General features: G+C 70.6%; 18 protein-coding genes and 1 tRNA gene. 7 read left to right on the top strand and 12 right to left on the bottom strand.

Annotated elements, in window-relative coordinates:
• Positions 1-154 precede the first annotated feature (154 nt).
• Entirely contained in the window at positions 155-889 is a 735-nt protein-coding gene (locus E3T48_RS01385; RefSeq protein WP_134522095.1) for an ABC transporter permease, read from the top strand.
• A gap of 56 nt (positions 890-945) precedes the next feature.
• On the opposite strand, the gene E3T48_RS01380 is transcribed toward E3T48_RS01385, so the two are convergent.
• The 3 genes from E3T48_RS01380 to E3T48_RS01370 are packed head-to-tail and all read right to left on the bottom strand — an operon-like array spanning position 946 to position 4,960.
• Positions 946-2,418 (bottom strand): glycoside hydrolase family 1 protein, encoded by a 1,473-nt coding sequence (locus E3T48_RS01380; RefSeq protein WP_134522094.1) that lies wholly within the window; start codon positions 2,416-2,418, stop codon positions 946-948.
• Positions 2,415-3,728, bottom strand: a complete 1,314-nt coding sequence (locus E3T48_RS01375; RefSeq protein ID WP_134522093.1) for a D-arabinono-1,4-lactone oxidase — start codon at positions 3,726-3,728, stop codon at positions 2,415-2,417. The genes E3T48_RS01380 and E3T48_RS01375 overlap by 4 nt, the downstream gene beginning before the upstream one ends.
• Positions 3,725-4,960, bottom strand: coding sequence for an alanine racemase (locus E3T48_RS01370; RefSeq protein ID WP_134522092.1), 1,236 nt, complete (start codon positions 4,958-4,960; stop codon positions 3,725-3,727). Before E3T48_RS01370 ends, E3T48_RS01375 begins: the two co-directional genes overlap by 4 nt.
• A 223-nt stretch (positions 4,961-5,183) precedes the next feature.
• Here E3T48_RS01370 and E3T48_RS01365 point away from each other — a divergent pair, with 223 nt between their 5' ends.
• The 4 genes from E3T48_RS01365 (at position 5,184) to E3T48_RS01350 (ending at position 10,962) form a co-directional block, all read left to right on the top strand.
• Positions 5,184-7,412, top strand: coding sequence for a hypothetical protein (locus E3T48_RS01365; RefSeq protein WP_134522091.1), 2,229 nt, complete (start codon positions 5,184-5,186; stop codon positions 7,410-7,412).
• 85 nt (positions 7,413-7,497) lie between these two features.
• On the top strand, positions 7,498-8,424 hold the full coding sequence (locus E3T48_RS01360; RefSeq protein WP_134522090.1) for a Ppx/GppA family phosphatase: 927 nt from the start codon (positions 7,498-7,500) through the stop codon (positions 8,422-8,424).
• A 48-nt stretch (positions 8,425-8,472) separates the two neighbouring features.
• Positions 8,473-9,402 carry an aldo/keto reductase gene (locus E3T48_RS01355; protein ID WP_134522089.1) on the top strand — a complete coding sequence of 310 codons (930 nt, stop codon included), beginning with the start codon at positions 8,473-8,475 and terminating at the stop codon, positions 9,400-9,402.
• A gap of 438 nt (positions 9,403-9,840) precedes the next feature.
• The gene (locus E3T48_RS01350; RefSeq protein ID WP_166789590.1) at positions 9,841-10,962 is read left to right on the top strand and encodes a DUF222 domain-containing protein; all 1,122 of its coding nucleotides are present in this window, start codon (positions 9,841-9,843) and stop codon (positions 10,960-10,962) included.
• 504 nt (positions 10,963-11,466) lie between these two features.
• Here E3T48_RS01350 and budA read toward each other — a convergent pair.
• Positions 11,467-12,198 carry an acetolactate decarboxylase gene (budA, locus tag E3T48_RS01340; RefSeq protein ID WP_241986518.1) on the bottom strand — a complete coding sequence of 244 codons (732 nt, stop codon included), beginning with the start codon at positions 12,196-12,198 and terminating at the stop codon, positions 11,467-11,469.
• Positions 12,195-13,949: an acetolactate synthase AlsS gene (alsS, locus tag E3T48_RS01335; RefSeq protein WP_134522086.1), complete on the bottom strand. Its 1,755-nt coding sequence runs from the start codon at positions 13,947-13,949 to the stop codon at positions 12,195-12,197. The genes budA and alsS overlap by 4 nt, the downstream gene beginning before the upstream one ends.
• Before the next feature lie 114 nt (positions 13,950-14,063).
• Between alsS and E3T48_RS01330 the strand changes: the two genes are divergently transcribed.
• The gene (locus tag E3T48_RS01330) at positions 14,064-14,942 is read left to right on the top strand and encodes a LysR family transcriptional regulator (protein WP_134522085.1); all 879 of its coding nucleotides are present in this window, start codon (positions 14,064-14,066) and stop codon (positions 14,940-14,942) included.
• An 18-nt stretch (positions 14,943-14,960) separates the two neighbouring features.
• Here the strand turns inward: E3T48_RS01330 and E3T48_RS01325 are convergent.
• The 7 genes from E3T48_RS01325 to hisS all read right to left on the bottom strand — a co-directional run bounded on the left by E3T48_RS01325 (position 14,961) and on the right by hisS (position 21,686).
• Positions 14,961-15,036: transfer RNA gene (locus tag E3T48_RS01325), tRNA-Leu, on the bottom strand.
• A 54-nt stretch (positions 15,037-15,090) separates the two neighbouring features.
• On the bottom strand, positions 15,091-16,626 hold the full coding sequence (locus E3T48_RS01320) for an NAD(P)/FAD-dependent oxidoreductase (RefSeq protein WP_134522084.1): 1,536 nt from the start codon (positions 16,624-16,626) through the stop codon (positions 15,091-15,093).
• 37 nt (positions 16,627-16,663) lie between these two features.
• Positions 16,664-17,941, bottom strand: coding sequence for a S8 family peptidase (locus E3T48_RS01315; RefSeq protein WP_134522083.1), 1,278 nt, complete (start codon positions 17,939-17,941; stop codon positions 16,664-16,666).
• Positions 17,938-18,459, bottom strand: coding sequence for a DUF501 domain-containing protein (locus tag E3T48_RS01310; protein ID WP_134522082.1), 522 nt, complete (start codon positions 18,457-18,459; stop codon positions 17,938-17,940). The genes E3T48_RS01315 and E3T48_RS01310 overlap by 4 nt, the downstream gene beginning before the upstream one ends.
• On the bottom strand, positions 18,456-18,932 hold the full coding sequence (locus E3T48_RS01305; RefSeq protein WP_134522081.1) for an FtsB family cell division protein: 477 nt from the start codon (positions 18,930-18,932) through the stop codon (positions 18,456-18,458). Before E3T48_RS01305 ends, E3T48_RS01310 begins: the two co-directional genes overlap by 4 nt.
• 118 nt (positions 18,933-19,050) lie before the next feature.
• A complete protein-coding gene (gene eno, locus E3T48_RS01300; RefSeq protein ID WP_134522080.1) occupies positions 19,051-20,331 on the bottom strand; it encodes a phosphopyruvate hydratase in 1,281 nt (426 codons plus the stop codon).
• 92 nt (positions 20,332-20,423) lie between these two features.
• Positions 20,424-21,686 (bottom strand): histidine--tRNA ligase, encoded by a 1,263-nt coding sequence (gene hisS / locus E3T48_RS01295; RefSeq protein WP_134522079.1) that lies wholly within the window; start codon positions 21,684-21,686, stop codon positions 20,424-20,426.
• Positions 21,687-21,970: 284 nt separating this feature from the next.
• Here hisS and E3T48_RS01290 point away from each other — a divergent pair.
• Positions 21,971-22,219, top strand: a 249-nt coding sequence (locus E3T48_RS01290; protein WP_134522078.1) for a hypothetical protein, incomplete at its 3' end; no start/stop codon positions are given.

Below are 22,219 nucleotides of genomic sequence, written 5' to 3'. Positions count from 1 at the left end.
GCCTGCTGCTGATGCGTGACGGCGAGATCCTCGCCGACGACACCCCGGCGGGGCTGCTCGCCGCAACCGGCACCGACGACGTGGAGGCGGCGTTCCTCGCCCTGATCGCCGCGCATCCGTCGAACGCCCCGGCCGCCCGGGAAGCGGGCGACTCGTGAACCCGCGCCGCACGCTCGCCACCTCCGGGCGGGTGCTCACCCAGATCCGGCACGACCCGCGCACGATCGTGCTCCTGCTGGTCGTGCCGAGCCTGCTGATCGGGCTGGTCGCCTGGATCTTCTCCGACACCCCGGTCTTCGACACCGTCGGGCCGGCGATGATCGCCCTGTTCCCCTTCATCGTCATGTTCCTGGTCACGAGCATCACCACCCTCCGGGAACGGCGGACCGGAACACTCGAACGGCTGCTGTCGATGCCGCTCGGCAAGGGCGACTTCATCCTCGGCTACACGCTGGCGTTCGGCCTGCTCGCGGTGCTGCAGTCGGCGGTGGCGGTCGGCTACTCGGTCTGGGTCTGCGGGCTGACGATCAAGGGATCGGTCTGGCTGCTGCTCGCGGTCGCGGTCGCGGACGCCGTGCTGGGCACATCCCTCGGCCTGCTCGCCAGCGCCTTCGCGCGCACCGAGTTCCAGGTCGTTCAGTTCATGCCCGCGCTCGTTTTCCCGCAGATCCTGCTCGGCGGCATCTTCCTCCCGCGGGACCAGCTGCCGGATGCCCTCCGGGTGTTCAGCGACTGGCTTCCGCTCTCGCACGCGATCGATGCACTGCAGGCCGTCGCCAGTGATTCGCAGGATGCCGCGTACGTCGGCGGCGAGCTGCTGATCATCGCCGGGTGGATCGTCGGCGCGGTCGTGCTCGGGTCGATCACCCTGCGGCGCCGCACCCCGTAGCCCGCGCCCGGGCATCCCGCCCGCCCCGGCGCCTCGGCACCGCAGGGACCACCGAGTCAGCGGGCGGCGAGCACCTGCTGGAGCCACCGGTAGGAGGACTTGGGCGTGCGTTTCCGGTTTTCGGCGGTGAAGTCGACGTGGACCAGTCCGTAGCGCTGGGTGTACCCGGCCGTCCACTCGAAGCCGTCGAGCAGGGACCGCACCACGTAACCGCGCAGGTCGACGCCGTCGGCCACGCCCCCGGGCGCGACGGCGTCGAGCGCCGCGGTGAGGTGCTCGGCAAGATAGTCGATCCTGGCCGGGTCGTCGACCGCGCCGTACCGGTCCGCCACGTCGGGGAACCCGGCGCCGCTCGCGGTGATGTACACCGGCGGCAGCCGGTCGCCGTAGCGGGTGTGCAATTCGCCGAGGGCCACGCCCAGGTATTCGGGGGCGATCGCCGCCCCGGCCCCCGTGACCGCGAACTCGCGGAACGGGGTGACGTGGAACGGGAACGACACGGTCGTCTCCGACTTCCCCAGGTTTTTCGGCGGGCCGGCCGGGGTCTTCGGCGTGGCCGGGCCGGCCTTGATCCGGGACGGCTGGAGGTAGTTCAGCCCGTAGAAGTCGAGCGGCTGGTGGATCGCGGAGAGGTCGTCCGGGTCGGTTTCGAGGAGCATCCGCAGGTCAAGCGCATACGGCTCGGGCGGCTCGGGGTAGCGGCCGAGCAGCACTGCGTCGGCGAAGAGGCGGTTGTGCAGCACGTCGAACAGTGCGGCGGCGACCTCGTCGGCCTCCCGGCCGCTGTCGGCCTGCACGGGCGTGTGCAGGTTGGCGATGCCGATCCCGCCGCGCACGTCGGCCGCCCGCAGTCCCTGCACGGCGAGACCGTGGCCGAGGAGCTGGTGGTGCGCGGCCGGCAGTGCGCCGAAGCGGCGGGTCTCCCCCGGCGCATCAGTGCCCAGCGCATACCCGGCGAGGAATACGGTGGCCGGATCGTTCAGGGTGACCCAGGAGTCGATCCGGTCGCCGAACACCTCGCCAAGCATGTGCGCGTAGTCGCCGAACCGCAGCGCGGTGTCCCGGCCGAGCCAGCCGCCGCGGAGCCGCTGCGGCGTGTCCCAGTGGAACAGCGTCGCCATCGGGCTGATGCCGGCGGCGAGCAGGCCGTCGAGCAGCCGGTCGTAGAAGGCCAGGCCGGTGCGGCTGAGCGCGCCACGGCCGTCGGGTTGCACTCGCGACCAGGCGAACGAGAACCGGTAGGCGTCGGCGCCCAGCTCACGGAGCAGGGTCACGTCCTCGTCGAGCTTGTGGAAGTGGTCGGCGGCGACGGATGCGTTCGACCCGTCCACGATCCGGCCCGCCGTGGCGGTGAACGGGTCCCAGCTCGATTCGCCCCGCCCGCCGTCCCTGGCGCCGCCCTCGACCTGGAACGCTGACGTCCCCGTTCCGATCACGAAACCGTCGGGCAGCCGGGCGCCGAGCTCGCGGGCGCGGTGGGGCCAGGCCCTCGCCGCTGGGGCGTTGGTGCGTGCCGGTTTGGTGCTCATCGACCCAGGACTCTTTCCAGATAGCTGTTGCTGAAGCGGCGCTCCGGGTCGAGCCTGTCACGCACCAGGAGGAAATCCGCAAACCGGGGGTAGGCCGGGCCGAGCGTCTCCGCGTCCAGGTAGTGCACCTTGCCCCAGTGCGGGCGTCCGTCGTGCGCGCGCATGATCGCCTCGACCGCATGGAAATACTCCGCCGGGTCTTCCCGGTGATACCGGTGCACGGCGATGTAGCCGGTCTCCCTGCCCTGCGCGGTCGAGAGCCACAGGTCGTCCGCGGCGGCCGACCGCACCTCGAGCGGGAAGGAGATGCGCCAGCCGCGGGCGTCGATCAGGGCCCGCACCTCGCGGAGGGCCGCGGGGACGAGGTGCCGCGGCAGGGCGTACTCCATCTCGTGGAAGCGCACGGTGCGGTGGGAGATGAAAACGCGGTGGGAGGCATCCGTGTATTCGCGGCGGCCGGCGAGCCGTTCGGCGAGCCGGTTGAAGCCGGGGACCGAGCCGGGCAGCACGGTGCCGATGGCGCAGATCCCCCGGTAGAGGCCGTTGGCGAGCAGTTCGTCGTCGACCCAGCCGGAGAGCCGGCCGACCGGCGCTCCGGCCGCGTCGCCGGGCAGCCGGGTGTTGGTCTTGGTCAGGGCGCCGCCGGTGTGCGGGAACCAGTAGAACTCGAAGTGGTCCAGCGTGCGGGAACGTTCGAGATAGCTCTCGAGCACCTCCTCGAGCGGCTCGATGCCCTCGACCGCGTGCAGCAGGAAGCGGGGCACGCACTGCACGGTGACGTCGACGAGGATGCCCAGGGCGCCCAGCCCGAGCCGAGCCGCCGGCAGCAATTCCGGGTTCTCGGTGGCGCTGACGCGGAGCAGGCTGCCGTCGGCGGCGACCAGGCTCACCGCCGTGATCTGGGTGGCCAGCCCGCCGAAACCGCCGCCGGTGCCGTGGGTGCCGGTGGAGATGGCCCCGGCGACGGTCTGCCGGTCGATGTCGCCCATGTTCGCCAGGGCAAGGCCGTATGGCGCGAGCAGCCCCGGCAGCTGGTGCAGCCGGGTGCCGGCGGCCAGGGTGACCCGGCCCAGGGATTCGTCCACCGAGACCAGGCCGGAGAGGTCGTTCAGGTCGAGCTGAACCCCGGGGGCCACGGCGATGCCCGAGAAGCTGTGGCCGGAGCCGACGGCCTTGATCCTGAGACCGGATGCCGCGGCCGCGATCACGGCCCGCTGCACGGCGCCCACGCTCGTCGGGCGTTCCACCCGCACCGGACGGACCGTCTCGCTGCCGGCCCAGTTGCTCCACCTGGCGCCGCTCGCGCTCACAGGAACGCCTTCCCTTCGCCGCGGTAGGTGGGCAGCAGGTCGACCACCAGGCCGTCGTCAACCACCGCGAATTCGTTCACGTGCTCGCTCGGCTCGCCGGACTTGGTGTGGCGCAGCCACACCCGGTCGCCGACCCGGAGCCGCACGGCGGCGGCGCCGGTGACCGGCGACTGCACCTCGCCCGCCATCTCCCGCGGCACGAACGCGAGGCCATCGGGCCAGACCAGCCGCGGGGTGCGGTCGGGGCCGGTCGGCCCGGACGCGATCCAGCCGCCGCCGAGCAGGGTTGCGGTCGAGGCGGACGGTTTGCGCACGACGGAGAGGGCGAATGCGGCGGCCGGCGCCGGCCGGAAAGCCGAGTAGTGGTCGAAGAGGTGCCCGCCGAAGAACCCGCTGCCGGCGGCGATGTCGGTCACCGAGCCGTCGTCGTGGGTGCTCTCCAGCGACCCGGTGCCGCCGCCGTTGACGAATTCGAGGTTGGCGACCTCCCGCACCGCGGCGACCGCCGCGGCCCGGCGCGCGGACAGCTCCGCGATCGAGTGCGCCCGCATCCAGCGGATGGCCCGGCCTTCGATCGGCTTGCCGGCCGGCCGGTCGCCGAGCCCGGCGATCTGCGCCTCGTAGCCCATCAGCCCGACGAGGCGGAACCCGGGCCTGCCGGCGATGCCGGCGGCGAGCGCGCGGGCATCGCCCACCGTGTGCACCGGCGATCGCCGGACGCCGAGATGGCCGAGCACGGGCGCGTTCCAGCCTGCGTCCAGTTCGAGGCACAGCCGGATGGTCTCCCGCTGCCCGGGAGGGAGGACAACGTCGATGAAGTCGAGGTGGTCGAGCGAATCGACCATCAGAGTGACTCGCCCGGCCAGCTCGGCCGACCGGCCGAGGGCGTGGATCGCCGCGCGGTCGACGGTCGGGTAGCCGACGACGATGTCGGTCATCGTTTCGGCCAGCCAGAGTGCCTCGGCCAGCGTGTAGGCGAGCAGCCCCTGGTATCCCGGCACGGCGAGGATCGCCTCGATCACGCCGCGCACCCGGATCGACTTGGTCGCGACCCTGATCGGGCTGCCGGCCGCGCGGGAGAGCAGGTCGAAGGTGTTGTGGCGGAGGGCGCCGAGGTGCAGCGCGGCGACGGGGGTGTCGAGGCCGGCAGTGGCTTCGGTGAGGGAAGGCCAGTACCGGTCGGGGGTCAGCCAGGGCGCGGCATCCGGCTCGACCGACAGATCGATGCCCATCAGCGCACCGCCTTCACCTTTTCCGCGGCGATCGGAGCCGAGCGATCGGGCGGGCCTGGACCATGAGACACCTCACTCTTCGCCGAAAAGGAGCGGGACGTTCGACCCTGTCGTCAGTATGCACCATGCCCGGAGATAACGAATGTGCCTCGTCGGAGACTCGCGGGGTCGCTGACGTTGACTTTTGCGGCGATGACCCCTGAAATGGTGGCAGGGGGTATTCATGCTTCGGTCTCGCTTCGCCGCATTGCGCCCCACCGGCGCGCGACGGGGCCGATCGAACCCGGGCCAGGCCGGCACCTCCGTTCTCGGCCTGGTGTTCGTGCTTCTGGTCGGAGTGTGGGCCGCGGCCGTCGCCGCCCCGGCCGCAGCCCACGCCCAGCCCGGCCCGCCGCGGGCCGTGCAGTCGATCCCGGCCGACCCTGCGCCCACCCCCACTCCGTCTCCGTCTCCGGCCACCCCGTCGCCGACCCCCAACCCGCAAAGCGCCCCGGCGGCGCCGGCCCCGACCATCGACAGCCCGCCGGCCGGCAGCTTTGTGGGCAGCGGCAGCACCACGGTGTCCGGCACCCGGGCGGGCGGCCAGGAGATCCAGCTCTTGTCCCCGACCGGCGGCGACCCGCTCTGCATCGTGGCCGCCGGCCAGTCCACCACCTGGACCTGCACGCACGTGCCGCTGCCGAGCGGCCCGTCCGTGCCCCTGCGCGTCGTCGTCACCGGTGAGCCTGCCCTCGCGGCCCAGCAAACCATCGCGGTGCTCGCGGCCCCGAGCGTCAGCGGCGGCCCCACCGGCGGCGACGCCTCGAACGGCGTCGTGCGCGGGAGCGGCTACCCGAATGCATCCGTCATCGCCGAATTGGACGACGGCCAACGGTGCACCTCCACCGCCGACGGGGCCGGCGCCTGGTCGTGCGCGTTCTCCGGCAACCTGGCCAGCGGCCCGGTCGAGGTGACCGCCGTGCAACAGACCTCCTTCAGCCTGCCGTCCTCGTCGAACACGAGCGCCCCCGTCACGCTGCGCTTCGACGTCGACGTTCCCGCCGCCCCCGGGCTGGCCTCCCCCGCCGACTCGGCGCGGGTGCCGCTGAGCGGAACGGCGTATGCGGGTACGGGTGAGAACGGCGCGTCCGTCACGGTGTTCGCCGGGCCGTATTCGGTGTGCACCGTTGTGGTCTCCGGCGGTGCCTGGCGCTGCACGGCCGGCGGAGTCGCCGCCGGTTCCTACCAGGTGCGCGTCGTGCAGCAGGATCCGGCCGGCAACATGAGCGTCGGCAGCCCGGCGATCACCGTGTTCTACGGCGACGCGCCGACGCCGACTTCGAGCGGCGGGGGTGCGTCCGCCGCTCCCTTGGCGCCGCCGACCGGAGGCGGCACGACCGAGGCTCCGGCGCAGCCCGCCCAGCCGCCGGACGCGGCGCTCCCGGCCCCGCAGGCGCTCCCTCCGGTCCCCGGCCCGGATGCCACCGTGCCACCGACCGGGCTCACCGGCGGCTGGAACGACCCGACCCAGTTCACGACGGCGGTGCTCCCGCCGGGCTCCGCCCTGTCCTTGCTGCAGGCCGCGCTGCTCGCCCTCGGCTGCCTTCTGCTGCTGGCCATCCCGGCCCGACTGCTCAGCGGCACCATCTCCCGTGCCAGGGCGGGACGCCCCCTCTGGCCCAGTGCCCCGATCGCCGGCCGCAACCACCCGCGGAACGACTTCGAGACCGCGCCGACCGTGCTCGTGAACCGCTGGTTCGTGGCCGGGGCGGCCCTGGTCGCCGCCGCGACCCTGGTGATGCTGTCGGGGCCGGTCGGCAGCCGCCCGGCCTACCTGAGGCTGCTGGTCGCCGTCATGATCGCCCTGCTCGTGGTCAACGGGGTCGGCGCCCTCGTGCCCCGGTGGTGGGGCCGGCGGGTGCTGGGGTTGAACGCATCCGTCACCTTCCTGCCGCGCTACCTGCTCCTCGTCGGGGTGAGCGCGCTCGCGTCGCGGGTGTTCGAGATCCAGCCGGCGCTGCTGTTCGGACTGCTCGGCAGCGTCACGATCGCGGCCGGCTCCCGGCCGGAGCGCCGAGGCCAGCTCGCGGCGGTGCGGGCCGGGAGCCTGATCCTGCTCGCCGTGGCTGGCTGGCTGGCGCTCGGGGCGCTGCCGCAGGCCACCGGCTTCGCCAGCGCCTTCGGCGCGGAGGTCGCCAACAGCATCGTCCTCGCGGCGATCGGGTCGGCCGCCATCGTGCTGGTGCCGCTCGGCAGCACGAGCGGGCGGAGCATCCTGGCCTGGTCGCCGCCGGTCTGGGCCGGCCTGACCGTGCTCGCCTTCACGATCATGTTCGCGGTGCTGTCGCCGGCGATGACCCCCTGGCACGGCAACGGGACCATCACCCTGCTCTGGGTGGCGGCCGGCGCCTTCGCGGCGCTCAGCACGGGGGCCTGGGCGTGGCAGCGGTTCGTTGCCCCCGCTGTCGACTGACCCCGGGCAGCAAGGGGCCGCGCTGCCCTGTTGCCGCTGATGCGTTCGGTGACCGGCCCCGCCCGCGAGGGGCTATCGTCAGAGCGTGCGCCTCGGAGTCCTTGACGTCGGTTCGAATACCGTCCACCTGCTGGTCGTCGACGCGCACGCGGGCGCCCAACCGGTGCCGATGGCCTCCGACAAGGCCGTGCTCAGGCTGATGCGCTACCTCACCCCGGCCGGCGAGATCACCGAAGAAGGCTGCACGGCCGTGCTTGAGGCCGTGGGCAACGCCGCGGGAATGGCCCGGCGCCACAACGTCGACGACCTGCTCCCCTTCGCCACGTCGGCGCTCCGCGACGCGACGAACGGGGCCGAACTGCTGGCCAGGGTCGAACGGGAGACCGGCGTCGCCCTGCAGGTGCTTTCCGGCGAGGACGAGGCCCGGCTCACCTTCCTCGCGGTGCGCCGCTGGTACGGCTGGTCGGCCAGGGACATCCTGCTCTTCGACATCGGCGGCGGGTCGCTCGAAATTGCGGCCGGCGGAAACGAGATCCCGACCGTCGCGGTGTCCCTCCCGCTCGGCGCCGGGCGCTCCACGATCGGGTTCCTGCACAACGACCCACCCCTGCCAGAGCAGGTGACGGCGCTCCGGAAGCACGCGGCCGCCGTGCTCGCGGATGCCGTCGACGCCTTCGCCGGGCTCCCCACGCCCCACCACGTGGTCGGCTCCTCGAAGACGATCCGGTCCCTGGCCAGGCTGGCCGGGTCGACCTCGGAGGGCTTCGGCTCCGGCGAACGGATGCTGCTCGGCCGCTCCCAGCTCGCGGACTGGGTGCCGCGCCTGGCCCGCATCCCGGCCGAAGCCCGCCCGGCTCTGCCCGGAATCACCGCCGACCGCACGTTCCAGATCGTCGCCGGCGGGATCGTGCTCGGCGCGGCGATGGCCGCCTTCGACGTGGCCGAGCTCGAGGTGTCGCCCTGGGCGCTCCGCGAGGGCATCATCCTGCGCTACCTCGACCACCTGGGTTGACCGGAGCACGATTTCGGCCCGGCGCCGGGAGTCAGGCAGGATGGAACCATGAAGACCTTGACCCTGCCGCACACGAATCGCGAAGCCTCGAACATCATCCTCGGCTTGATGCGGATCTCCTCGCTCAGCGATGACGACATCCGTTCCCTCGTCGGAGTCGCTCGCGACGCCGGCATCAGCGTCTTCGATCACGCCGACATCTACGGCGACGAGCGGCACGGATGCGAGAAACGCTTCGGTGACGCCATCGCCTTCTCGCCGGCGGAGCGCGCGGCCGTCACGATCCAGTCGAAGGTCGGCATCCGCTCCGGGTTCTTCGACTTCTCGGCCGAGCACATCCTGCGATCCGTCGACGAATCGCTCGCCGCGCTCAAGGTCGACTACCTCGACCTGCTGTTGCTGCACCGCCCGGACACCCTCGTCGAACCCGACGAGGTCGCGGCGGCCTTCGACACCCTGCACGGTGCCGGGAAGGTGCTGGGCTTCGGCGTCTCCAACCACACCCCGGGACAAATCGAGCTCCTCAAGCGTTCCCTCGCCCAGCCGCTGATCGTGAACCAGGTCCAGTTGAGCATCACCCACGCTCCCCTGATCGCTGCCGGCGTCGCCGCCAACATGGCCGGGCTCGACCAGTCGATCGACCGCGACAACGGCCTGCTCGACTACTGCCGTTTGAACGACATCACCCTGCAGGCCTGGTCGCCGTTCCAGAAACAGTTCTTCGACGGCGTCTTCCTCGGTGACCGGGAGAACTTTGCCGAGCTAAACGACGAGATCGACCGGCTCGCGGCCGCGTACGGCGTGTCCCCCGCGGCCATCGCCGTCGCTTGGATCACTCGGCACCCGGCGAATATCCAGGTGGTGCTCGGCACCACGAACCGCGACCGCCTGCGCCAGTCCGCCGAAGGCTCGGAGATTCCGCTGACTCGCGAGGAGTGGTACCGACTCTTCACCACCGGCGGTCATGTCCTCCCCTGACCACTGCCGGAGCGCACTCGCAGTGGGATGGGAGCGGCCGCGCTCGTCTCGGCAGCCGAACGTCGAGACCCGGTCACCGCCGGTGGTCGAGCCCGTCGAGACCCGCTGATTTCGACGGGCTCAATCACCGCCGGTGGTCGAGCCCGTCGAGACCCAGTCACCCCGGTGGTCGAGCCCGTCGAGACCCGTGATCTCGACAAGCTCGATCACCGCCGGTGGTCCCTCTCGCCGCGCCTGTTTCGGCAGCCCGCACCCGCGGTCGCGGTAGCGCCGTGCCGTTTCGGGCGCGGCATGAGAGCCTTCACACCGCGGTCGGGATGTCGGCCCGCGACCGGGAGCTAACCCTCCACATTATGGGGTTGATCAGGTTATCCACACTCTTCCCGTGGGGCGGTTTCAGGCCTGGGAATGTCAGTGGGTGCCCGTAGTGTGACCGGTATGACAGCATCATTCATCGCCCGGCAGGAGGGCCTCGGCACCCGGTTCAAGGCGATCGCTGCTGCCGAGCGGGAGATCGCGGCCGCCTTCGCCCGGCGGGCGACCCTGGTGGACGAGGCCCGCCGCTACAGCGAAGCCACCGCGGCCAGCCGGGCCGTGCCGGGCGGCCGGTGGCCGGCGGGCGTGGTCGCGGAGCGGGAGTTCGTCAGCGAACTCGCCGTGACTCTGCGGTTCCCGCAGCGCACCGCGGAGAACCTGATCGAGGCCAGCCGCGCCCTGGCAGACGACCTGCCCGCCACCCGGGCCGCCCTTGAGGCGGGGACGATCAGTTACCGGCACGCGCAGGTACTGATCGGGCAGGCGTGGACTGTCCCGCCGGCGGCCAAACCCCGGTTCGAGGCGGCGCTGCTACGGTCGGCCGGGCACCTGACCGTGGCCAAGCTGAAGTACAAGGCCCGGGTGCTCCGCGAACGACTCCACCCCGAGACGATCCTCGCCCGGCACACCATCTCCGTTGCCGACCGGAAAGTCGGGATCGAGGCCGAACCCGATGGGATGGCGTCGATCTGGCTCTATGACACGGCCGAGAAGGTCAACGCCGCGTACCACCGGGTGAGCGTCGCGGCGCAGAGCCTGCAAGGCGCGACCGAGTCCCGCACCCTGTCCCAGCTCCGGGCGGATGTGCTCGCCGATCTGCTCCTGGACGGGGTCACCCCGGCCGGCGTCGGTGCCGGGATCCGGGCCACGGTCAACGTGAGCGTCCCGGTGCTCACCCTGCTGGGCCAGTCAGAGGAACCCGGACACCTCGAAGGGTACGGGCCGATCGACCCCGACACGGCGAGGCGACTGGCCGGAGGTGCGGCCGGATTCACCCGGCTGCTCACCCATCCCGAGACCGGGGTGGTGCTCTCGGTCGGCCGGGACCACTCCCGAAACCCCTCAAGAAGTGGCTCCGCCTGCGAGATGAGACCTGCCGATTCCCCGGCTGCAACAACCCGGCAGCGCACTGCGACCTCGACCATTCCCTCGACTGGCAATTCGACGGCCTCTCCGCCCACGACAACCTCGCAAATCTCTGCAAAGGCTGCCATGCCCTCAAAAGCGAGACCGGGTGGACGGTGACACACCTGGACAACGGGCACCTGCACTGGACATCACCGACCGGGCACACCTTCACCACCGAACCCGCGACCATCATCCACACCACCCCACCGCCCGCCAGCACAACCACGCCACCGGACCCGGAACCCGCACCACCGGACCAGACCGACCCGGAACCCGCGCTACCCGACCAGCCCGACCAGCCCGACGTGGACCCCGCCCCATTCTGACCTGCGCCCCGCACAACCTGAGCGGTCAGACGCGGCACGGCCGGTAGTCACGCCCGTCAAAACCGGTGGTCACGCCCGTCGAGACCCGGTCATCGCCGGTGGTCGAGCCCGTCGAGACCCGGTCATCGCCGGTGGTCGAGCCCGTCGAGACCCGGTCATCGCCGGTGGTCGAGCCCGTCGAGACCCGTGATCTCGACAAGCTCGATCACCGCACGGCTCGATCACCGCACGGCTCAATCACCGCCGGTGGTCGAGCAGATCGAGCGCTCCCCGACTGACGAGGGCGAGTCCTGCCCTACGCGTGCGACTCGGTCTTCAGAAGCTGCCTGGCGAGATCCTCTGGTGAGAGATTGGCGTCGCGGAAGGCATCCGTCAGCGGCAGCTGCAGCCGCAGGTCGGTGCCGAGGCACAGGGCGGCCACGCCGGAGCGCAGCTTGAAGTCGAGCACGTGCCCGCCCGCCGTGCGGTCGTCGGTGATGAAGTGCGCGTGGCAGCCGGGCACGCCGATACCCTGCTCGTAGAGCGGCGTGCGAAAACCGACGACGACGCCGGTGACATTGTGCAACTCGACGATCGCGTCCTCATCCGTCGCCTCGACCATCGGCCGGTACGGTTTCTGCTGCTTGACGACGGTGCGCATCCTGATCCACTCGAAGTCACCGTCGATGCGCAGCGCGTACATGTAGTTCTCGGATGCCGTCAGCCGGTCGATCACGTCGGACGCCTCGGAACGCAGCACGCCGGGCGGCAGCTCGCTCTCGATGTGGGGCACGAAGTTCGTGACGACCGCGTACGGCGTGTACGCGCCCAGGTCCGCCTTCGACACCCCGCCGTCGGCACGCAGCTGGTAGCAGGTGCCGTCGACGATGAGCATCTCGCCGTCGAGCCCGTTGAAGGTGCCGATGCCGAAACTACCGTGGCCGAGCAGGTCGCGCACGGTCATCTCGCCCTCGTACACGCCGTCGAGCAGCGCGCTCATCAGGCTCGTCTGGAATATCTCGTGCCGGGACACGGTCATCTCGCTCATTGCAGCACGTCGCTTTCCAGATCGGCCATCAGTTCGTCTCTATTGTTGCGGTAGTCGACCCTCACGTCGATGATGCTCGGGCCAGGCTCGGCCATGGCCGTGGCCAGCACCGCCGCGAAGTCCGCGAGCCGGGTCACCTGGTAGCCGTGCGCGCCGAACGACTCGGCGTAGCCGACCACGTCGTAGTCGCCCAGCTGCACGCCGGAGGTGCGACCGTACTTGCCCTGTTGCTGGAACGCCACCATGTCATAGCTTCCGTCGTTGAAGATCACGTGCGTGAAGGTCGATCCGAGCCGCACCGCCGTCTCGAGCTCCATCGCGGAGTAGAGGAAACCGCCATCGCCCGACACGGACACCACCGGGGTGCCCGGCCGCACGAGGGTGGCCGCGATCGCCCACGGCAAGGCAACGCCGAGGGTCTGCTGCCCATTCGAGAACAGCAGGGTGCGCGGGTGGTAGGTGCGGAAATGCCTGGCCATGTAGATGTAGTGCGAGCCGACGTCGCAGAGCACCGTGGTGTCGTCCGGTAGCAGCTCGCGCATCGTCAGGGTCAGGTCGGCCGGATGCACGCCCTCGGTTTCGTCGTGCCCGGTCGCCTGGTCGGCCTGCGCGAGACGAGCCCGCTGCACGGCGACCACCTCGGCCGCCGCCGGCGGCAGGCTCAGCCCGTCGATCTGCCGGGCGAGGGCGTCGAGGGTCTCGGCGACGTCTCCGCGGAGCTCGACCGTGGGACGGTAATAGTCGTCGAGGTCGGCGATGAGCTCGTCGAGGTGGATGATCACCCGCAGGTGGTCCCTGTTCCATTTCGACGGCTCGTATTCGACGAAGTCGTAGCCGACGGCCAGGATCACGTCCGCCTTGTGCAGCAGGATGTCCCCCGGCTGGTTGCGGAACAGGCCGACCCGGCCCAGGTAGTGCTCCTCGAGCTCGTGCGAGATGACCCCCGCAGCCTGGAAGGTTTCGACCACGGGCAGGCCGGCGACGCCGAGCAGGCGGCGCAGGGCCGCAGTGGCACGGTCTGAGCCCGACCGCGCGCCGGCGAGGATGACCGGGAACCTGGCTCCCGTCAGCAGGGCGGCGGCCCGCTGCACGCTCTCGGCCGGCGCGGCGCCCAGTTGGGGCACCCAGTGCGGGTTGGTCATCGTCACCGTGGTCGAGTCGACGAGCACGTCGTAGGGCAGCACGACAGCGGCGGCGCCCTGGGGTTCCTGCGTCGCCTGCCGGAACGCGTTGGCGATGGCCTCCGGCACGTTGTCCGCGACGCTGACCTCCCCGGCGGACTTGGCCACGGCCGAGAGCATGCCGACGGCGTCCATGGTCTGGTGGGTGCGCTTGAGACGGTCGGCGCGCGGGACGGCGCCGCAGAGGGCGACCATCGGGTCTCCCTCGGTGGTCGCGGTGAGCAGGCCGGTCGCCAGGTTGGAGGTGCCCGGGCCGCTCGTGACGAGCACGACCCCGGGACGGCCCGTCAGGCGCCCGACGGCCGCGGCCATGAAGGCGGCGTTCTGCTCGTGCCGGCAGACGATCAGCTCGGGGCCGCCGTCGACGAGGGAGTCGTAGACCGGGTCGATCTTGGCGCCGGGAACCCCGAACACCCACTTGACCCCGTGCGCCGTGAGGCACTCGACGACCCGGTCGGCGGAACGGCGGGACAGGGCGGCGGTGCCGGGCGGGACGGGGGCGGGCGTCGTGGCGGGAGAGGGAACGGCATCCGTCGCCTCGTCGTTCAGGGCTGGTGGGTTCGTCGTCATGTGTGCCTCCCGGCTCGCCGGGGGTCCGGCGCCTCCATTCATCGTCTCTCGCCGACCGATATGAAACAACGCTGATGACGGATGCCACCAATCTGTAAATGAGATAATTGACGGATGGACCTCCGCCAGCTCGAATTCTTCAGCGCCGTCGCCGCCGAATTGAACTTCACCCGCGCCGCCGACCGGCTCACCATCGCCCAGTCGGCCGTGTCGGCCGGGGTGAGGTCGCTCGAGAGCGAACTCGGCGTCGAGCTCTTCGACCGCAGCCGCCGGCAGATCCGGCTCACCTCCACCGGGGACCTGCTTCTGCCGAAGGTGCGCGAGGCGCTCGACGCGGTGAACGAGGTGCGGGATGTCGCCCAGCAGACCACGCACGCCATCACCGGGTCCATCGTGATCGGGCTGATGACCTCGGTCACCCTCGTCGACGTCCCCGGGTTGCTCGGCCTGTTCCGCACCGGGCACCCCGGGGTCGGCGTGCGCCTCCGTGCCGCCCGGCGCGGGTCGGCCGGGCTGGTCGACGACCTTGCCTCCGGCGAACTCGACCTGGCCTTCCTCGCCCTGAGCGGGCCGGTGCCGGCGTCGCTGATCGCGCGGCCGATCGCGTCGTCGCCGATGGTGCTGGTGGTGCCGGACGGCCACCGGCTCGCTGCGGCCCGCACCGTGGAGCTCGCCCGCCTCGCGCCGGAGGAGTTCATCGACCTGCCGCCCGGCTACGCCAGCCGCGGGATCGTGGACGACGCGTTCACGGTCGCCGGCGTGGAACGAAGGGTGATGATCGAAGTCTCCGACATCGGGACGGCCGCCGAATACGTCGCCAACGGCCTCGGCGTCGCCCTGCTGCCGGAGTTCGCCGCGCGGGACGCCCGCGGCGTGCGGAGGATCCCGGTCGCGAACGTGCCCGACTTTACCGTCTACCTGGCGGCCTCCCGCAGCAGGCGGGTGTCGGCGGCGGTGCGGGCCTTCGTCGACCTCGCCCTCCCGGGCGAATAGCGCTGACGCCGTCCTGCGTGGTGCCCCCACTGGGACTCGAACCCAGACTGTGACGATTTTAAGTCGTCTGCCTCTGCCATTGGGCTACGGGGGCGCGCCCGGCCGAGGCCGGACGCTTCAAGCGTAGGTGCTGCCGGCGCCGCCGGTGTTATTTGGCGGCGGAAACGGTGTTCTCGACGTCGACGGTCGCGGTCGCCTCGCCCGCGTCGACCGTGGCAACCGGCTTCGCGGCCGTCTTCCGCGGCGCACGGGCGGCCGGGGCGGCCTTCTCGGCCGGAGCGGCAGTCGTGACGGCAGCTGCCGCGGTCTTGACGGGAGCGGCCTTGGCCGGGAACGCCCTGGCCGGTGCCGCGGCTTCCGCCGGCGGCTTGGGGCGCGACGCGAACTCCTCGAACACCGCGCGCGGGTTCTCCACGGCGGCGAGGGAGACGATGTCGCGGCCCAGGAAGAAGTTGTTCACCCAGCCCCAGACGACGCGAAGCTTGCGCTCCCAGCTCGGCATGGCGAGGCCGTGGTAGCCGCGGTGCGCGATCCAGGCCGGCAGGCCGGTGATCGCGATCCTGCCCGACTGGAAGACGCCGTGGCCCACGCCGAGGCCCGCGACGGCGCCGAGGTTCTTGTGCAGGTATTCCTGGGGAGCTTCGTCGCGGAGCACGGCGACGATGTTCTTCGCGAGAAGCTTGCCCTGGCGTACCGCGTGCTGGGCGTTGGGAACGCAGAAGCCGCCCACTCCCCCTCCGCTGAGGTCGGGCACGGCACTGACATCGCCGGCGCCCCAGGCGTCCGCGATGATCTCGTCTTCGGTGCCCACGCGCAGGTCGGTGCGCACCTGGAGGCGCCCGCGTTCTTCGATCGGCAGGTCGGTGTGACGCACGATCGCCGGGTTCGCCATGACCCCGGCGGTCCAGACGATGAGGTCGGACTCGAAGCTCTCACCGGTCGACAGCTCGATCCTGCCGTCGACCGCGCTGGTCAGCTGGGTATTGAGGTGGATCTGCGCGCCGCGCTGGTCGAGGTTCTTGATCACCCAGAGGCTGGTCGGCTCGGACACCTCGGGCATGATCCGCCCCATCGCCTCGACGAGGTGGAAGTGGGTGTCGTCGAAGCCGATCTCAGGGTAGGACTTCAGCAGCGACGTGGCGAACGAGCGCAGCTCTGCGAAGACCTCGATGCCGGCGAAACCGCCGCCGATGACCACGAAGGTCAGCAGGCGGTCGCGCTCGGGGCCGGCGGGCAGCTGGGCGGCCTTGTCGAAGTTGGTGAGCACGCGGTCGCGGATGGCGACGGCCTCCTCGATGGTCTTCAGGCCGAAGGCCTGGTCGGCGACGCCCGGGATCGGGAACGTACGCGAGACGGCGCCGGCGGTGACCACGACGATGTCGTAGACGAATTCCCACGGCTCGCCGATCGGTGGCGTGATGGTCGCGGTCTTCGTGGCGTGGTCGATGTGGGTGACCTTGGCCGTGAGCACGTTGGTCCTGGCCAGGTGGCGTCGGTGCGCGACGACCGCGTGGCGTGCCTCGATGGAAGCGGACGCGACCTCGGGCAGGAACGGCTGATACGTCATGTACGGAAGCGGGTCGACCATGGTGACCTCGGCTTCGCCGGCTCGCAGCCATTTCTCCAGCTTCCAAGCGGTATAGAAACCCGCGTAGCCGCCGCCGACAATGAGAATTTTGGGCACGATTAGAGGTCCTCCTACAGATTGGATGCGCGAAAACTCAGCGTTTTGATCGTAATCGCTTGAAGTGCCGAGTGGCCCCTACGCCGAACAGCGTTACTAGGATACCAAACCCGACAAGGACCAGGAGCGGCACCGTCACATACGTCAGGCTGAGCGGGCCGGGCAGCCAGGCCGCCGCCAGGTTGTGCGCGGGCAGGGCCGGATCCTTCTTCGGTGGGACCGGCGCGACCGCCGTGGTCTCCGGGGCCGGGGTCGGGGCGGTGTCGGCGCGGCGGTGCACCCGGATCCACTCCTGGAGCAGCTGCGTCGGAGTCGGTGAGGTGGAGGCAGGCACGGATGCCGTCACGGCCGCCGCCGCGTCGATCAGACCGTTCCCGTAGATCGGGCTGGGCACCTCGTGGCCGTTCGGATTCGCCGTGGCGATCACCCGGTTCATCACTTCCGCCGCGTCGAGCCTCGGGTAGGCGGACCGCACGAGCGCGACGAGGCCCGAGACGATCGGCGCGGCCGCGCTGGTGCCGTCCCACTGCACGTAACCGCCGCCCGGCACGACGCCGACGAGTTGCTCGCTCGGGGCCGCCACCGAGATGGTGATGCCCTGGGAGGAGGCGTCGAAGCTGGCGGTCTTGTTCCGGTCGACGCCGCCGACCGTGAGCACGCCGGGGATGGTGGCCGGCGCGCCGACCTCGGTGGTGCCGCTGCCCCGGTTGCCGGCGGCCGCGACGACGACGACATCGTGCTCGAACGCGTAGAGGAACGCGTCATCCCAGCTGGTCGGCCAGTCCAGGGTGTTCCGGGTCAGCGACATGTTGATCACGTCGGCCCCGTTGTCGACCGCCCACCGGATGCCGGCGGCGATCTGGTCGTCGTTGCTGAGCGTGGCGCCGTTGGTGCCGAACGCGACGGACACGGCCAGGATCGACGCGGCCGGGGCCACGCCGATGATCCCGGTGCCCTCCCCCGTGCCACGCCCGGCCATCAGCGTGGAGACGAGGGTGCCGTGTTCGCTGCGGTCGCCGACGGGCGTCTGGCCGTTGGCGGAGCCGAGACCGGAGACATCCGTGCCGCCGACGACCACGCCGGCCAGCTCGGTGATGTTGGGGGCCACACCGGTGTCGATCACGGCCACCTTCACGCCGGCGCCGCGAGTGGTCGCCCAGGCCTGGGTGAAGCCGTAGTCGGCCAGCCAGTATTCGAGGTCGCGCACCTGGTCGGCGTGTGCCGGCGGCGCGTCGATGACCACGGATGCCCCGCCGAGCGCCAGGGCCAGGCACAGGCCGACGCCCGTCCCGATCCGTCGCCAGGAAGTGGTCACGCGTCCGCCGAGCTGTAGTCGAGGCACTCGCAGACCGTGGGAGTCCAGGCCGCCCTGACCAGGGCGAGGTCGCCGATCGGGTTGACTCCCGGCCCGGCGGCGAGGGAATGCGCCGCGAGGGCGTGCAGGCATTTGACCCGCTCCGGCATTCCGCCGGACGAGATCCCGGCGAGCTCCGGGACGACGCCGATCGATTCGCGGTCTTCCAGGAACCCCTGATGTGCACGAAGGTAGCGGGCCCGAAGGTCGTCGTCGTCCTGCAGCAGCTGGTTGTATTCGTTCATCACCTGGGTGGCTTCGAGGAACGACAGCGCGGCGGTGGCGGCCGGGTGGGTGAGGTAGTAGAAGGTCGGGAACGGCGTGCCGTCGCTGAGCCGTGGCGCGGTGGCCACCACGGTCGGGGCGCCGCAGACGCAGCGACCGGCGATGCCGACCACGTCGCGGGCCGGCCGGCCGAGCTGGGCGGAAACCGTGGCGATGTCGGCCTGGCTGACCGGGGCGAAGGGTGGCCGCGTCATTTCACGGCCTCCGGGGCGAGACCGGCCATCATGACGGAGGCGAACATGGAGGAGAGCCAATCGACGTTGGTGTTCTGGATGACGGAGCTCGCCGGCGGCGTCTCCGTGCCGCCCGCGACGGGCAGGGCGAGGTCGTTGATCACGAGGAAGCTGACGTCGCCGGGGAGCACGTAGGAGAGCCGGTCGCGCGCCTGGGTCGTGACGAAGGTGCGGTCGTTCCAGCGCTCGCGCTCGGACTTGAGCTCGTCGACGCTGCCCTGCTGGGCCGTGACGGCCTTGGTCAGCCGCTCGATCTGCTGCTGCTGCTCCGCATAGGTACGGATGCCGGGGGCCAGCACGATCACAGCGAGAATCAGGATGCCCATCATCATGAAGGAGAAGCCGGACAGCCGGAGGCCGCGCAGCCAGTTGCCGGTCGCGGTCTCGGTGCTTCTGAGGGCGACGGGGTGTCGTTCGGCAGATTTCCTCGCCATGGCACACCCCTCTCGCGCTCGTCGGATTCGGGAGGCTACTCGAACCCTAACCGAACTCGGACAAAAAAATGGAGCTCTCGAGGCCCGGATGACCCGGGCCTCGAGAGCTCCGAACCAGCTAGGCCGTGAACCGCGGGAAAGCGGAACGGCCCGCGTAAACCGCGGCCTCGCCCAGCTCTTCTTCAATCCTCAGCAGCTGATTGTACTTAGCGACGCGCTCGCTGCGGGCAGGCGCTCCGGTCTTGATCTGGCCGGCGTCGACGGCGACGGCGAGGTCGGCGATGAACGTGTCTTCGGTCTCACCGGAGCGGTGGGAGATGACCGTGGTGTAGCCGGCGCGCTGGGCGAGGGCAACCGCGTCGAGCGTCTCGGTGAGGGTGCCGATCTGGTTGACCTTGACCAGGATGGAGTTGGCCGTTCCGAGCTCGAGGCCCTTGGCCAGGCGAACCGGGTTGGTGACGAACAGGTCGTCGCCGACGATCTGGACCTTGTCGCCGAGTTCGGCGGTGAGGTGCACGTAGCCCTCCCAGTCGTCTTCCTCGAGCGGGTCTTCGATCGACACGAGCGGGTAGGCGCCGACGAGCTCCACGTAGTACGCGGACAACTCCTGGGCAGTGAGTTCCTTGCCCTCGAAGTGGTAGACGCCGTCCTTGTAGAACTCGGAGGCGGCGCAGTCGAGCGCGAGGCCGATGTCCTTGCCGGGCGTGTAGCCGGCGTTTTCGATGGCTTCGACGATGAGGTCGAGGGCAGCACGGTTGCTGGGCAGGTTCGGGGCGAAGCCGCCCTCGTCGCCGAGGCCGGTGGAGAGGCCCTTGGACTTCAGCAGCGCCTTGAGCGCGTGGTAGGTCTCGGTGCCCCAGCGGAGGCCCTCGGCGAAGGATTCGGCGCCGAGCGGGACGACCATGAATTCCTGGATGTCCACGTCGTTGTCGGCGTGCGAGCCACCGTTGATGATGTTCATCATCGGCACCGGCAGGGTGTGCGCGTTCGGGCCACCGAGGTAGCGGAACAGGGGCAGGCCGGCCGAGGTGGCGGCGGCCTTCGCGACGGCGAGGCTGACGCCGAGGATGGCGTTGGCGCCGACGCGGTGCTTGTTGTCGGTGCCGTCGGTCTCGTTCAGGACGGCGTCGACGATGCGCTGGTCGGTGGCGTCGAGGTCTTCGACTGCCGGGCCGAGCTCGTCGATGACGGCGTCAACGGCCTTGAGCACGCCCTTGCCGAGGTAACGCGACTTGTCGCCGTCGTGCAATTCATAAGCTTCGAACGCACCGGTCGATGCGCCGGACGGAACCGCAGCGCGGCTAACCGAACCGTCGTCAAGCAATACCTCGACCTCGACGGTCGGGTTGCCTCTGGAGTCGAGAATCTCGCGCGCTACTACTGCCTCAATGAGAGCCACAGCTGTCTCCTGTTTCCTTTATTTTCTTTAATTGGGGGTGGGGATCTCGGGGAATCAAGGAAGACCTCGCTGTGTTCCAATCCCATAACAGTCTAGTGATGGTGGGCTGATTCACCCAGCGGACGGAACTGGAGCGAGCCGGGCTGTGCGGTTTCGGGCGTGACGAACGCGTACCGCCCGTACCCGGCGGCGGCGGCCCGGTCGAGCAGCGCCGTGAGGTTCTTGGTGCGGCGTTCGAGGCGCACGCGCAGCCCGGTGGCGACGAGGGCCGTCTTGAGCGCCACCAGGCCGGCCGGGTCGGCATCCTTCTCATGCACCAGCACGACGGCGTCGGTGTCGGCCGCCCCGGTCTCGCCGAGCAGGTCGACGATGCGTTCGAAACCGATCGAGAACCCACAGGCGGGAACGTCGGTGCCGAGGAAACGGCCGATCATCCCGTCGTAGCGGCCGCCGCCACCGAGCGAGTAGCCCAGCTCAGGGTGCGCGATCTCGAAGATCGTGCCGGTGTAGTAGCCCATGCCGCGCACGAGGGTGGGGTCGAAGACCAGCCGGGTGGCCGGCAGGGCGTCGCGCAGGGCGTGCAGCTCGGCGTAGGCGGCGAGGTCGAGCCAGGCCGGGGCGGCGGCGTCCCAGCCGAGGGTGGGCATCGCCTCAAGGGTCTCCGCGATGCCGTCGGTGTCGACGCCGAGGCCGCCCAGTTCGGTGACGACGCCGGAGACGCCGATCTTGTCGAGCTTGTCGATCGTGATCAGGGCCCGTTCGGCCAGATCGGGCGCCACGTTCCAGTGCGCGAGCATCGAGGCGAGGATACGCCGGTCGTTGATCCGCACGAAGCAGCCGGCGAGCCCGAGGGCGTCGAGGGCCGCGGTCGTCGCGGAGATCAGTTCGATCTCGGCGAGCGGTCCGGCCTCGCCGATGATGTCGATGTCGCACTGGACGAACTGACGGTAGCGTCCCTTCTGCGGGCGCTCGGCCCGCCAGACCGGGGCGATCTGGATGGACCGGAAGACCGCGGGCAGTTCGGCGCGATGGCTGGCGTAGAACCGGGCCAGCGGCACGGTGAGGTCGAACCGGAGGCCCAGGTCCGCCAGCGACAGGAGGTCTCCGGACGCGGCCGCGGCCGCGACATCCGCCGGGGAGAGTCCGCGATTGAGCACCGCGAACCCGAGCTTCTCGTTGTCGCCGCCGAGGCCGGAGTGCAGGCGGGCCGAGTCCTCCATCACCGGGGTTTCAATCTCGTCGAAACCGTGCGCGGCGAAGCTCCGCCTGATCGTGCCCAGCGCGTGCTCCCGGACCGCCTTCTCGTTGGGGAGGAAATCGCGCATGCCGCGCGGCGGGGTCACAGGTGCTGCCATGCCTTCAATTGTGTCAGTTCCCGTCCGAGCCCCGGACGCCTCCCCCACCGGCGGCCTCGCCGCGCCCCGGTGGTCGAGCCCGTCGAGACCCCGCCCGCCCGGTGGTCGAGCCCGTCGAGACCGAGCCGCCCCGGTGGTCGAGCNCCCCGGTGGTCGAGCCCGTCGAGACCCCGCCCGCCCCGGTGGTCGAGCCCGTCGAGACCAGTGAATAAACCTTCGATAAAGTTATCCACAACACGTGACAAACCCTCACATCTGTGTTCGTGTTTTGGTATCCTTGTGACATGAACACACCGGCAGATCAGCTCAGGCAGGCGGCAGATGTCGTCGCCCGCCTGGGCTGCTCCAGCGCCGACCTGGAGGCCCTTCCCGACGCGGCGGTGCTGGTCGGTCAGCGCGAGATCGCGGAGGCCCGCCGCCTGGTCGAGATGTATGCCGCGTGGATGGCCGCGACCATCGCCCGCCGCTCCCGCCCAGAACTGGGCCACTCCGGCCTCGCCGCCCAGCAAGGCTTCCTCTCCCCGGAAGCGATG

It is taken from the genome of Cryobacterium fucosi (genome assembly GCF_004403515.1).
Classification (GTDB): domain Bacteria; phylum Actinomycetota; class Actinomycetes; order Actinomycetales; family Microbacteriaceae; genus Cryobacterium; species Cryobacterium fucosi.
The sequence above is the reverse complement of the archived record's forward strand: the minus strand, read 5'-3'. Positions and strand labels throughout refer to the sequence as shown.

Excerpts from the sequence above, each read along its gene's own strand:
- E3T48_RS01355 (WP_134522089.1), top strand. The coding sequence starts at position 8,473 with ATGAAGACCTTGACCCTGCCGCACACGAATCGCGAAGCCTCGAACATC.
- E3T48_RS01305 (WP_134522081.1), bottom strand. The coding sequence starts at position 18,932 with ATGGCGAGGAAATCTGCCGAACGACACCCCGTCGCCCTCAGAAGCACC.
- E3T48_RS01365 (WP_134522091.1), top strand. The coding sequence starts at position 5,184 with ATGCTTCGGTCTCGCTTCGCCGCATTGCGCCCCACCGGCGCGCGACGG.
- E3T48_RS01370 (WP_134522092.1), bottom strand. The coding sequence starts at position 4,960 with ATGGGCATCGATCTGTCGGTCGAGCCGGATGCCGCGCCCTGGCTGACC.
- hisS (WP_134522079.1), bottom strand. The coding sequence starts at position 21,686 with ATGGCAGCACCTGTGACCCCGCCGCGCGGCATGCGCGATTTCCTCCCC.
- alsS (WP_134522086.1), bottom strand. The coding sequence starts at position 13,949 with ATGACGACGAACCCACCAGCCCTGAACGACGAGGCGACGGATGCCGTT.
- E3T48_RS01380 (WP_134522094.1), bottom strand. The coding sequence starts at position 2,418 with ATGAGCACCAAACCGGCACGCACCAACGCCCCAGCGGCGAGGGCCTGG.
- E3T48_RS01310 (WP_134522082.1), bottom strand. The coding sequence starts at position 18,459 with ATGACGCGGCCACCCTTCGCCCCGGTCAGCCAGGCCGACATCGCCACG.
- E3T48_RS01350 (WP_166789590.1), top strand. The coding sequence starts at position 9,841 with ATGACAGCATCATTCATCGCCCGGCAGGAGGGCCTCGGCACCCGGTTC.
- budA (WP_241986518.1), bottom strand. The coding sequence starts at position 12,198 with ATGAGCGAGATGACCGTGTCCCGGCACGAGATATTCCAGACGAGCCTG.
- E3T48_RS01330 (WP_134522085.1), top strand. The coding sequence starts at position 14,064 with ATGGACCTCCGCCAGCTCGAATTCTTCAGCGCCGTCGCCGCCGAATTG.